Below are 12,227 nucleotides of genomic sequence, written 5' to 3' on the forward strand. Positions count from 1 at the left end.
GCCGGCGACCGGCCGTTGCCGGGGCGGGGCGCCGGCGCGACCGGGCCGGTCGGCAGCAGCCGGGGCGGCATGGCGCCGGGCGCGGCGACCGGGGCGAGCCCGGCCACCACGGTGTTGACGATCTCGGCGGCGTACGACCCGTCGGGGTCGTAGTCGGGGTCGAAGACGGTCAGCTCGACGCCGAGGCAGTGCGGGGTGTCCACCAGGCCGGCGAGCAGGATCTCCAGCTCGGCGAAGGCGATCCCGCCCGGGTCCGGCGCGTCCACCGCGGGCATCACCGCCGGGTCGAGCACGTCCACGTCGATGTGCACCCAGTAGCCGGCGCAGTCGGCCAACTGCTCGTGCGCCCACTGGGCGGTGCGCGCCGCCCCCTCGGCGCGCAGCGCCGGCACGGGGCGGGTGGTGATGCCGGCGGCCTGGAGATCGAGCCGGTACTCGTCCTGCGCCCGGATGCCGAGCACCACCACGTCGATGTCCCGGAAGTAGGGGCGCCGCCCCTCGATGGCGGCCAGGTCGGCCTGCCCACGCCCGGTGACCAGGGCCAGGTCCTCCCCCGCCGCCGCGCCCACGTACGAGGCGTTGCCGGGGTGCCGGAAGTCGGAGTGGCCGTCGACGAAGACCAGCCCGACCCGCCCGCCGACCGCCTCGCCGAGCCGGTGCATGGCCAGCGCCGAACCGAGCAGCACCGAGCAGTCCCCGCCGAGCACCAGGGGGAACTCGCCGCGGTCGATGATCGCGCCGATCCGGTCGGCCAGCGTCACCGAGTAGCCGGAGATCTCCCGGGCGTGGCAGACCCCGTCGCCAGGGCGCCAGTCACCCGGGTCGTAGCGGGGCGGGGTGAGGCAGCCGGCGTCGCGGGCCCGCAGCCGGGCGAGCAGGCCGTGGTCGCGCAGCGCGCCGGGCGCCTTGGCGCAGCCCGGGACGGAGGTGGACGTGGGTGGGCGCAGGCCGAGGTTCGTCGGCGCGTCGAGGACGGCGATCCGGCGCATCATGGGCTCCCGTCCTCGGTGGTCGGGCGGGCCGGCCGGTACGCCGGCCCGCGCTGGCGTGCGGTGAACTCAGAACAGGGCGCTGGCCAGGGCCCGTCGGGCGGACGCCACGGCGGGGTCGTCCGGGCCGGCGATGCTGAACAGCGACACCAGGTGCTGGCGGACCTTCTCCCGGTCGTCGCCGAAGGTGCGGCGGACCAGGCCGACGAGCCGGGCGTACGCCTGCTCGGCGAGGCCGCTGAGCACCTCGATGTCGGCGGCGAGGAGCTGCGCCTCGATGTCGTCGGGGGCCTGCTCGGCGGCGGCGAGCGCGGCGCGCGGGTCGGCCCCGGCCACCCGCCGGGCCACCCCGACCTGGGCCAGGCCGGCCTCAGCGGCGGCGTCCGCCGGGCTCTCGGCCAGGATCTTCCGGTACGCCGCCTCGGCCGCGTCCAGGTCGCCGGACATCAGCGCGTCGTCGGCCTCGATCAGCCGCGGGTCCTCCGACTCGGCGACGGTGACGCCACCGGCCTTGAGGATGGCCTGGAGCCACTGGCGGAGCTGCGCCTCCGGCACCACGCCGGAGAAGGCGTCGATGGGCTGCCCGCCGACCACCGCGTAGACCATGGGGATGCCCTGGACCCGGAACATCTGGGCGAGCCGCGGGTTGGCGTCGACGTCGACCCGGGCGAGCACCCAGGCACCCTCGCCCTCGGCGGCCAGCCGCTCCAGCACCGGCGAGAGCTGCTTGCAGGGCTCGCACCACTCGGCCCAGAAGTCCACGACCACCGGCGTGGTCAGCGACCGCTCCAACACCTCGGACTGGAAGGTCGCCTCGGTCACGTCGATGACGGCCACGCCGCCACCCGCCGGCGGGCCGCCGGGTACGCCGGCCGGGGGGCCGGCCTGGCTCGGTGTGGTGGGACGGGAGGGTTCCGGGGTGCCGCGCAGCGCGCTGAGGTCGACCGCGCCGCGGGTGAAGATCGACGAGGTGATCCGTGGGTCGCTCATGGTTATCTAGTCTCGCACGTGTCCCGCGGAACTCAGATCAACCGCGACGGCGACAGTTGCAACTCTCACGCCTGGTCGGTGCCGGTGCCGGCGGACCCGGCACCGGCGCGACGGTCAGAACCGGGCGGGCTCGCGGTAGACGCCCCACTCGCCACGCAGCGCGTCGCAGATCTCGCCCAGGGTGGCCTCGGCCCGGACCGCGTCCAGCATGGCCGGGATCATGTTCTCGCCGGTCCTGCTGGCCTCGACCATCCGCTGCACGGCGGCCTTGACCGCGGCGTCGTCGCGGCCCGCCTTGCGTTCGGCGAGCACCCGGCGCTGCTCCAGTTCGACCTCGTGCGAGATGCGCAGGATCTCCAGCTCCTTGGCGACGGTGCCGGTGTGGCAGTTGACCCCGACGATCCGCTTGTCGCCCTTCTCCAGCGCCTGCTGGTACACGAAGGCCGACTCGGCGATGTGGCCGGTGAACCAGCCGTCCTCGATGCCGCGCAGGATGCCCGAGGTCATCGGGCCGATCTGGTGCGGCCCCTCGCCGCCGAGCTGCCGGATCCGGGCGAAGATCTCCTCCGCCTCGGCCTCGATCTTGTCGGTCAGCGCCTCGACGTACCAGGAGCCGCCGAGCGGGTCGGCGACGTTGACGACCCCGGTCTCCTCCATCAGCACCTGCTGGGTACGCAGGGCGATCTCGGCCGACTCGTCGGTGGGCAGCGCCAGGGTCTCGTCGAGGGCGTTGGTGTGCAGCGAGTTGGTGCCGCCGAGCACGGCCGCCAGCGCCTCCACGGCGGTCCGCACCACGTTGTTGACCGGCTGCTGGGCGGTGAGCGACACCCCGGCGGTCTGCGTGTGGAACCGCAGCCACTGGGCCTTCTCGCTGGTGGCGCCGTAGACGTCGCGCAGCCAGCGGGCCCAGATCCGGCGGGCGGCCCGGAACTTGGCGATCTCCTCGAAGAAGTCCACGTGGGAGTCGAAGAAGAAGCTCAGGCCCGGGGCGAAGACGTTGACGTCCAGCCCGCGCGAGAGCCCCAGCTCGACGTAGCCGAACCCGTCGGCCAGGGTGTACGCCAGCTCCTGCGCGGCGGTCGAGCCGGCCTCGCGGATGTGGTAGCCGGAGACCGACAGCGGCTTGTACCGCGGGATCTCCCGGGCGCAGTACTCCATGAGGTCGCCGATGAGGCGCAGGTGCGGCTCCGGGTCGAAGAGCCACTCCTTCTGCGCGATGTACTCCTTGAAGATGTCCGTCTGGAGCGTGCCGTCCAGGGTGGACAGGTCGGCGCCCTGCCGCTCGGCGGCGACCAGGTACATGCAGAAGACCGGCACGGCCGGGCCGGAGATGGTCATCGAGGTGGTCACGCCGGCCAGGTCGATGCCGTCGAAGAGCACCTCCATGTCGGCGGCCGAGTCGATCGCCACTCCGCAGTGGCCGACCTCGCCGAGCGACTGCGGGTCGTCGGAGTCGCGCCCCATCAGGGTCGGCATGTCGAAGGCGACGGAGAGACCGCCGCCGCCCGCCCCGAGGATCATCTTGTAGCGCTCGTTGGTCTGCTGGGCGTTGCCGAACCCGGCGAACTGCCGGATGGTCCAGGTCCGCCCGCGGTAGCCGGTCGGGTACAGCCCCCGGGTGTACGGGAACTCGCCCGGCCAGCCGATCCGCTCGAAGCCCGGGTACGGCACCCCCTCGGGCGGGCCGTACACCGGGTCCACGGTCATTCCGGAGAGCGTGGTGAAGTCCGCGTCGCGCTTGCGGGCGGCGTCGTAGCGGGCCTGCCAGCGGGCCCGACCGGCGGCGATCTCGTCGGCGTCCATACGCGGAGCTCCTCCTCGAGTCCAGGGATCAGACCGAGTGTAGAACGCCAGCCTGAACGATCGCTAAGGAAGTGCGTACCGGCCGGTAACCCGAGTCAGGCCGAGGGTGCCGCCGGCCCGCCCAGCGCCACGTCGTCGACCCGGATGTTGATCTCGTCGACCCGCAGCCCGTACGCCTCGACCGCCGAGGTCACCGCGACCCGGACCGCGTCGGTCACCTCGGGCACCGGCCGGCCGCCGCCGATCACGATGACCAGGTTGACCACGGCCGCGCCGTCGGTGACGTGCGCCGAGCAGCCGCGCCGCGCGTCGCCCACCTGGTCCAACCCGACCCGGTCCAGCACGGCGTTGAAGAAGCGGGCCACGTCGCCGCCGAGCTCGGCCACCCCGGGCACCGACTTCGCGGCGGCCACCGCGATCTTCTCCACCACCTCGTCGGAGACGTGCGTCGCCCCGCCCGCCACCGCGTTCGGCAGCACCGACAGCTCCTGGGTCTCGTCAGCCATGCTCTCCCACCGGGTTGGTCCGGCCCCACGCGCGCCGTGCGGCGGTGCGAGCGTACTAGGCGGCCGGGATCCCCAGTGGACCCGTCAGGCGCCGAGCTGCGCCAGCAGCTCGGCGGCCGCCGCGTACGGGTCGATGGCGCCCTCGGCCACCTTGGCCGCCAGGGTCGGCAGCTGCGTACCGTCGCGCAGCGAGCCGATCCGGTCCCGCAGGGTGCCCAGCGCGATGGCCTCGATCTCGGCGGCGGCCCGCGCCTCCCGGCGGCGGCGCAGCTCGCCGTGGCGTTCCAGCCAGTCGCGGTGCTTGTCGATCGCGGCGGCGATGTCGTCGATGCCCTCGCCGCGCGCGGCGATCGAGCGGACCACCTGCGGCCGCCACTCGCCCGGCCCCCGCTCGCCCAGGGCGATCATGCCCTGGATGTCGCGCACGGTGGCGTCGGCGCCGTCCCGGTCGGCCTTGTTGACCACGAAGACGTCGGCGATCTCCAGGATGCCGGCCTTGACCGCCTGGATGGCGTCGCCCATGCCCGGAGCGAGCAGCACCAGCGTGGTGTCGGCCAGCGAGGCCACCTCGACCTCGGCCTGGCCGACGCCGACGGTCTCCACCAGCACCACGTCGCAGCCGGCGCCCTCCAACACCCGCACCGCCTGTGGCGTGGCCGCGGAGAGCCCGCCGAGATGGCCCCGGCTGGACATCGAGCGGATGTAGACGCCGGGGTCGGTGGCGTGGTCCTGCATCCGGACCCGGTCACCGAGGATCGCCCCGCCGGTGAACGGGCTGGACGGGTCGATGGCCAGCACGCCCACCCGGTGTCCGCGTGCCCGCAGCGCCCGGACCAGCTCGTTCGTGGTGGTCGACTTGCCCACGCCCGGCGAGCCGGTCAGGCCGACCACCTGGGCGTGCCCGGCGTAGGGGGCCAGCGCCGCCGCGACCTGCGGCAGCACCTCGTCACCGGACTCGACCAGGGTGATCAGCCGGGCCACCGCGCGGGGGTCGCCCGCGCGGGCCCGCTCGACCAGCAGGGGTACGTCCCGGCTGCGGCGCACCGCGCCGGCGGCCGCCGCCGGGACGTTCTGGGCATTCGTCACAGCGCTACCTTCGTTCGCGACTGCGGGGCTCGCAGAACCGGCTCACTCCTCGCGCTCACAGGTGTCAGCTCTCGGCGCCGTTCGGGACGTGGATGATCAGCGCGTCGCCCTGGCCGCCGCCGCCGCACAGCGCGGCCGCGCCGGTGCCGCCGCCCCGCCGCTTGAGCTCCAGCGCCAGGGTGAGCACCAGCCGGGCGCCGGACATGCCGATCGGGTGGCCGAGCGCGATGGCGCCGCCGTTGACGTTCACCTTGTCCGTGCTGATACCGAGGTCCCGCGCGGACTGGATGCCGACCTGGGCGAACGCCTCGTTGATCTCGATGAGGTCGAGGTCGGAGACGGCCAGGCCGGCCTTCTTCAGCGCGTGGTTGATGGCGTTGGACGGCTGCGAGTGCAGCGAGTTGTCCGGGCCGGCCACGTTGCCGTGCGCGCCGATCTCGGCCAGCCAGGTGAGCCCCAGCTCCTTGGCCTTGGCCTTGCTCATCACGACCACCGCGGCGGCGCCGTCGGAGATCGGCGAGGAGCTGCCGGCCGTGATGGTGCCGTCCTTGGTGAACGCGGGGCGGAGCTTGCCCAGCGACTCCGCCGTGGTGTCCGGGCGGATGCCCTCGTCCTCGCTGATCACCAGCGGGTCGCCCTTGCGCTGCGGGATGATCACCGGGGTGATCTCGTCGGCGAAGTGGCCGTTCTTCTGGGCGGCGGCGGCGCGCTGGTGGCTGGCCGCGGCGAACGCGTCCTGCTCCTCGCGGGTGATGCCGTGCTTCGCCCCGAGCCGCTCGGTGGACTCGCCCATCGAGCAGCAGTCCCAGGCGTCGGTGAGGCCGTCCAGGGCCATGTGGTCCTTGACCGTCACGTCGCCGTACTTGTAGCCGGAGCGCTGGCCGAGCAGCAGGTGCGGGGCGTTGGTCATCGACTCCATGCCGCCGGCCACCACGATGTCGAACTCGCCGGCCCGGATGAGCTGGTCGGCCAGGGCGATCGCGTCCAGGCCGGAGAGGCAGACCTTGTTGATGGTCAGCGCCGGGGTGGACATCGGGATGCCCGCCTCGACGGCGGCCTGGCGGGCCGGGATCTGGCCCGCGCCGGCCTGGAGCACCTGCCCCATGATCACGTACTGGACCTGGTCCGGGGCCACGCCGGCGCGCTCCAGCGCCGCCTTGATCGCGACGCCGCCGAGCTTCGTCGCGGAGAGGTCCTTGAGGTTGCCGAGCAGGCGCCCCATCGGGGTCCGCGCGCCGCTGACGATCACCGAAGCCATGCCTGCCTCCGAGGGGGGTGCCGACCTGTACGCCTTAACGATTGTTCGGTCAGACTAGCGCCATGGCTGAGAACTCCCCCGTCGAGCCCGCTGCCGACTATGTCACAGACATCGGCCTGCGCCGCATCGACCACGTCGGGATCGCCGTGGCGGACCTGGACGCCGCGATCGACTTCTACCAGCGCACCTTCGGGATGCGCTGCGTGCACACCGAGACCAACGAGGAGCAGGGCGTACGCGAGGCGATGCTGGCCGTCGGGCCGACCGCCGAGGGCGGCTGCGTGCAACTGCTCGCCCCGCTGTCGCCGTCCTCGACGATCGCCAAGTTCCTGGACCGCAACGGGCCGGGCGTGCAGCAGGTCGCGTACACGGTGACCGACATCGACGCGGCCTGCGCGGCGCTGCGTGAGCGCGGCGTCCGGCTGCTCTTCGAGAAGCCGAAGCGGGGCACCGCCGACTCGCGGATCAACTTCGTCCACCCGAAGGACGCCGGCGGCGTCCTGGTCGAACTGGTCGAGCCGGCCGCCACCGGCCACTGAGCTGCGCGGAGGGGCCCCGGCCGTGGCGCCGGGGCCCCTTCCCGCTTCGCGGGACACAGCGCGGCACTGCGCGGTTTCGCGTTCCCACGGACACCTCCACGCATCGGCGGATGCAGTTTTTCACAGAGGACTTCCGGCCCTAGCTACCGTTCAGTAACGTCCCGGCCCACAGGAGTGCGACCGGTGCCGGATGTGTCGATTGCCGACATGGCGGTCCCGTCGCACCGGCGCCGACGATGGCAGCACCCCTGCCCGCCCGGTGCGGGTGCGCAACGAACGGGAGGTCACCGTGCAGGACATCCTTGAAGCGATCATGGCGGCGGAGGACTCCGCACAGCCGGAGCGGGAACTCGCCGGCCTCGCCGGCCTGCCGGTACCGGAGAGCTACCGGGGCGTGGTGGTGCGCGCCGAGGACACCCGGATGTTCGACGGCATGGCCACCCGGGACAAGGACCCGCGCAAGGCGCTGCACGTCCAGGAGGTGCCCACCCCCGAGCTGGGCCCCGGCGAGGCGCTGGTCGCGGTGATGGCCAGCGCGATCAACTACAACACCGTGTGGACCAGCATCTTCGAGCCGCTGCCCACCTTCAAGTTCCTCCAGCGCTACGGCCGGCTCTCCGAGCTGACCCGCCGGCACGACCTGCCGTACCACGTGGTCGGGTCGGACGCGGCCGGCGTGGTGCTGCGGACCGGGCCCGGGGTGACCCGGTGGAAGGCGGGCGACGAGGTGGTCGCGCACTGCCTCTCGGTGGAACTGGAGGACGCCGCCGGCCACGACGACACCATGCTCGACCCGCAGCAGCGGATCTGGGGCTTCGAGACCAACTTCGGCGGCCTGGCCGAGCTGGCCGTGGTCAAGGCCAACCAGCTCATGCCGAAGCCGCGCCACCTGAGCTGGGAGGAGGCGGCCAGCCCGGGGCTGGTCAACTCCACGGCGTACCGGCAGCTCGTGTCCCACCACGGGGCGAACATGAAGCAGGGCGACGTCGTGCTGATCTGGGGCGCCTCCGGCGGCCTGGGCGGCTACGCCACCCAGATGGCGCTGAACGGCGGGGCCATCCCGGTCTGTGTGGTCTCCTCTCCGGAGAAGGCCGAGCTGTGCCGGAAGATGGGCGCCGAGCTGGTCATCGATCGCACCGCCGAGGGCTTCCGGTTCTGGAGGGACGAGGAGACCCAGGACCAAGACGAGTGGCGCCGGTTCGGGGAGCGGATCCGCGAGCTGACCGGCGGCGAGGACCCGGACATCGTCTTCGAGCACCCCGGCCGGGAGACCTTCGGCGCCAGCGTCTACGTCGCCAAGAAGGGCGGCACCATCGTCACCTGCGCCTCCACCAGCGGCTACCTGCACCAGTACGACAACCGCTACCTGTGGATGCACCTCAAGCGGATCGTCGGCAGTCACTTCGCCAACTACCACGAGGCGTGGCAGGCCAACCGGCTCGTGGCGCTCGGCAAGGTGCACCCGACCGTGTCGCGGACCTACCCGCTGGAGCAGACCGGCCAGGCCGCGTACGAGGTGCACCGCAACGCGCACCAGGGCAAGGTCGGCGTGCGCTGCCTGGCGCCCGCCGACGGCCTCGGCGTCCGGGACACCGCGCTGCGCGCCCGGCACGAAACCGCGATCAACCGGTTCCGCGGGCACTGACCGCCGGCATTGCCTTTCCGGTAAGCCGGAACGCCATTCGATTGCTGCCCGACAAAGGGCCGCGGGCACCCGCCCGCGGCCCTTTTCGCGCCCTCCACTCCGGGCCGCCCGACCCGCCCGGGACCTGCCAAGATCGCCGGTTGGTCCGGTCTCACCGCGGGGCGAAGTTGACCATGTAAACAGGACACGAAAGGTACGCACCGCTCTTGCGAAGCACCCTGGGGCGTCTGCGAGTATGTCCCAATGCCCCAGCAGCAGTCCTCCCCTCTTGCGTTCTTCGATAACGCGAACTCACAGCCCGATTTCACCGTTGGCCTGCGTGGTTACAACACCAACCAGGTCGACGACTTCATCGGCCGGCTGACCGCCGCACTGAGCCAGTCCGAGCAGGCCCGCGCCGAGGCCGAGCAGCGCATGAACGACGCGCAGCGCCGGCTGCGCCAGGCCGAGCAGCGCCAGGGCGCGCTCGAGCAGAAGCTCACCGAGACCAACAAGCAGCTCGAGGAGAACAGCCGGCCGACCCTCTCCGGCCTGGGCACCCGCGTCGAGCAGATCCTCCGGCTGGCCGAGGAGCAGGCCAACGACCACCGCAACGAGGCCAAGCGCGAGTCGGAGGGCATCCTCTCCGCCGCCCGCCTCGAGGCGCGGGAGATCACCGACAAGGCGCGCGCCGAGGCGGCCGCCATGAAGGCCACCGCCGAGCGCGAGGCCGGCAGCGTCCGCACCGCCGCCGAGCGGGAGGCCGCCGAGGTGCGCGTGCAGGCCCGCCGCGAGGCGGACACCCTGCGCGCCGACGCCGACCGGGAGACCAAGCAGCTGCGTACGGTCACCGCCCACGAGGTGGCCGAGCTGAAGTCGACGGTCGAGCGCGAGGTCGCCACCCTGCGGGCCACCGCCGAGCGGGAGATCACCCAGCAGCGGGCGAAGGCCGCCCGCGAGGCCGAGGAGAAGCGGGCCGAGGCCACCAAGCTGCTCACCGACGCGCGCGACAAGCGCGACAAGGACCTCCAGGCCCTGGAGCTCCAGCTCGCCGAGCGGCGGGAGAAGGCCGAGCGCGAGGAGTCCGAGCGGCACGCCGCCCAGGTCGCGCAGACCCAGAAGCTGGTCAGCGAGGCCGAGCAGCGGGCCCGGGCCGCCCAGGAGCGGGCCAAGGAGATCGAGCAGCGGGCCGAGGCCCGCCGGGTCGAGTCCGAGCGCACCGCCACCGACACGGTGGAGAAGGCGAAGGCGCTGGCCGACAAGACGGTGTCCGAGGCCAGGGCCGAGGCCCAGCGCCTGCTCAGCGAGGCCCGCACCGAGGCCGAGCTGACCACCCAGGCGGCCCGCCGCGAGGTCGAGGACCTCACCCGGCAGAAGGACGCGGTCACCTCGCAGCTCGGGCAGATGCTCTCCGGTCTCGCCGGCATCGTGCCGGGCGTGCCGGCGGCGGGCGCCAACAAGCCGGAGGCGTCCAAGGCCGGCAGCTCCGAGCAGAAGGTCACGGCCGAGTCGGCCGGCTGAACAACCACCCGCAGACGGGGCATGAGCCACGGCGCGGGGTGACACCGGGTGACCGGTGCCGCCCCGCGCCGTCACGCTTTCCCGGCCGTTTCACCTGTTCAGTGAAGTGCACCTCCCAACAGGGGCGTCCGTATCGCCCCAGCAGGGCCGGATGCGTGTGAGGATGGGGGCATGTCGCACGGCGAGGAACTGTTCGCCCTCGGCGGGGACGTGACCACGGAGCCCAGCTTCGAGTCCGCTCTGCGGGGGTACGACAAACGACAGGTCGACCGCTACGTCGCTCGCGCGGAGCACGAGATCTCGGCGCTGACAACCGAGCGGGAACAGGCGTACACCCAGATCCACAAGCTGGCCGGCCAGGTCGAGGTGCTGCAACGCGACCTCGCCCAGGTGCGCAAGCAGGTGGGCGTGGTGGACCGGGCCTCGTTCCGGCACCTCGGTCCCCGGGTCGAGCAGATCCTCGCCATGGCCGAGGAGCAGGCCGACGAGATCCTGGCCGCCGCCAACGAGGAGATCGAGGCCCGGCGCGCGGCCGCCGAACACATCATCGAGGAAGCCCGCGAGCAGGCCGCCCAGGCCCTCAAGGACTTCGAGATCGCCCTCGCCGCCCGCCGGGCCGAGGAGGAGCGGCACACGGCCGCCCGCAAGGCCGAGGCGGAATCCACCCTCAAGGCCGCCCGGGACGAGGCCGAGAAGCTGCGGAAGAACGCCCAGGACGCGCTGGCCAAGGCGCAGCAGGAGGCCACCCAGCTCCGGGACACCGCCAAGGAGATCCACGCCCGCGCCCAGCAGGAGTCCAGCCGGCTGCGCGAGACGGCCAAGGAGGCGCTGGCCAAGGCCCAGCAGGAGGCCACCCAGCTGCGCGAGGCGGCCAAGGAGGTGCACGCCAAGGCCCAGCAGGAGGCCAAGCGGCTCACCGACGCCGCCGCCGAGGCCGGCCGGGCCACCCACGCCAAGGCGCTCACCGAGGCCAAGAAGGTCGTCGACGACGCGGAGGAGGCGGCGAAGGTCACCCGCGGCCGGGCCCGGACCGAGGCCAACCGGCTCACCACCGAGGCCGCCGAGGCGGGCAAGCGCAACCGCGCCGAGGTCGACGCGTACGTGCAGCGGATGCGGAGCGAGACCGAGGCGTACGTCCAGCAGGCCCGCGCCCAGACCCAGCAGGAGCTGGGCGCCTGGCGGGCCGGCGTGGAGAAGGAGGTCAACGCCCGGCGGGAGAAGGCGGACCGGGAGCTGGCCCAGCGCCGGGCCACCGCCGAGCAGGAGTTCGCCAAGCGCCGCGACGAGCTGGACAAGCAGCACACCAAACGGCAGGACGAGCTGGAGAAGGCGTACACGGCCCGGCGCGCGGAGATCGAACAGGGCGCGGCGGAGCTCCGGCAGGCGGCCGAGCAGGACGCGCTGACCATGCGCCGGCAGGCCGAGGAGGAGGCCGCCGAGCTGCTCCGCCGGGCCGAGGCGGAGGCGGCCGACAAGCGCCGCAAGGCCGACGAGCACGTGGCCGGCTCGCGCCGGCAGTTCGAGGAGTACGCGGCCACCACCCAGCAGCACCTGGCCACCACCCAGCAGCACCTCGCCGCCACCCAGCAGGAGGTGGCCGCCGGCCGGCAGCAGCTCGCCCAGGTGATGCTGGAGATCGCCAACGCCCAGCAGGAGCTCGCCGACCTGCGTACCGAGACCTGGAAGTCCCGGCAGGAGTCCGACGACCTCCAGCGCCGGATCGCCGAGCTGCGCACCGAGGCCGGGCCGGCCACCCTCGCCGCCACGCCCGTCGACCCGGCCGAGCTGGCCAATGCGGCCGGCGGTGAAGCGGGCGGCGCGCCGGCGGGTGACCGGACCCCGGCGCCCGTCACCGCCAAGGGCACCGCGACGGTCTCCCCCAACGGCGGCGCCCCGGCACCGGCCGGCGAG

At 73.1% G+C, this 12,227-nt stretch carries 10 protein-coding genes; 4 read left to right on the forward strand and 6 right to left on the reverse strand.

Annotated elements, in window-relative coordinates; genetic code table 11:
• The 6 genes from B0E53_RS25885 to B0E53_RS25910 form a co-directional block, all read right to left on the reverse strand.
• Window positions 1-992: arginase family protein (locus tag B0E53_RS25885; protein WP_107078424.1), on the reverse strand; the 992-nt coding region annotated here is incomplete at its 3' end.
• Between the two features lie 66 nt (window positions 993-1,058).
• The gene (locus B0E53_RS25890) at window positions 1,059-1,979 is read right to left on the reverse strand and encodes a tetratricopeptide repeat protein (protein ID WP_107078425.1); all 921 of its coding nucleotides are present in this window, start codon (window positions 1,977-1,979) and stop codon (window positions 1,059-1,061) included.
• Between the two features lie 114 nt (window positions 1,980-2,093).
• Window positions 2,094-3,782, reverse strand: coding sequence for a methylmalonyl-CoA mutase family protein (locus B0E53_RS25895; protein ID WP_107078426.1), 1,689 nt, complete (start codon window positions 3,780-3,782; stop codon window positions 2,094-2,096).
• Window positions 3,783-3,877: 95 nt separating this feature from the next.
• Window positions 3,878-4,288: an Asp23/Gls24 family envelope stress response protein gene (locus B0E53_RS25900; RefSeq protein WP_107078427.1), complete on the reverse strand. Its 411-nt coding sequence runs from the start codon at window positions 4,286-4,288 to the stop codon at window positions 3,878-3,880.
• 84 nt (window positions 4,289-4,372) lie between these two features.
• Window positions 4,373-5,374 (reverse strand): methylmalonyl Co-A mutase-associated GTPase MeaB, encoded by a 1,002-nt coding sequence (gene meaB / locus B0E53_RS25905; protein ID WP_107078428.1) that lies wholly within the window; start codon window positions 5,372-5,374, stop codon window positions 4,373-4,375.
• Between the two features lie 64 nt (window positions 5,375-5,438).
• On the reverse strand, window positions 5,439-6,632 hold the full coding sequence (locus B0E53_RS25910; protein ID WP_107078429.1) for an acetyl-CoA C-acetyltransferase: 1,194 nt from the start codon (window positions 6,630-6,632) through the stop codon (window positions 5,439-5,441).
• Between the two features lie 62 nt (window positions 6,633-6,694).
• On the opposite strand from B0E53_RS25910, the gene mce reads away from it, so the two are divergent.
• The 4 genes from mce to B0E53_RS25930 form a co-directional block, all read left to right on the forward strand.
• Window positions 6,695-7,171, forward strand: coding sequence for a methylmalonyl-CoA epimerase (gene mce, locus B0E53_RS25915; RefSeq protein WP_107078430.1), 477 nt, complete (start codon window positions 6,695-6,697; stop codon window positions 7,169-7,171).
• Window positions 7,172-7,460: 289 nt separating this feature from the next.
• Window positions 7,461-8,816 (forward strand): crotonyl-CoA carboxylase/reductase, encoded by a 1,356-nt coding sequence (ccrA, locus tag B0E53_RS25920; protein WP_107078432.1) that lies wholly within the window; start codon window positions 7,461-7,463, stop codon window positions 8,814-8,816.
• Between the two features lie 243 nt (window positions 8,817-9,059).
• Complete coding sequence (locus tag B0E53_RS25925) at window positions 9,060-10,316, forward strand: DivIVA domain-containing protein (protein WP_107078431.1); 1,257 nt, start codon at window positions 9,060-9,062, stop codon at window positions 10,314-10,316.
• Window positions 10,317-10,487: 171 nt separating this feature from the next.
• Window positions 10,488-12,227: hypothetical protein (locus B0E53_RS25930; RefSeq protein ID WP_246835591.1), on the forward strand; the 1,740-nt coding region annotated here is incomplete at its 3' end.

The sequence above is a fragment of the Micromonospora sp. MH33 genome (assembly GCF_003013775.1).
Classification (GTDB): Bacteria; Actinomycetota; Actinomycetes; order Mycobacteriales; family Micromonosporaceae; genus Micromonospora; species Micromonospora fulviviridis.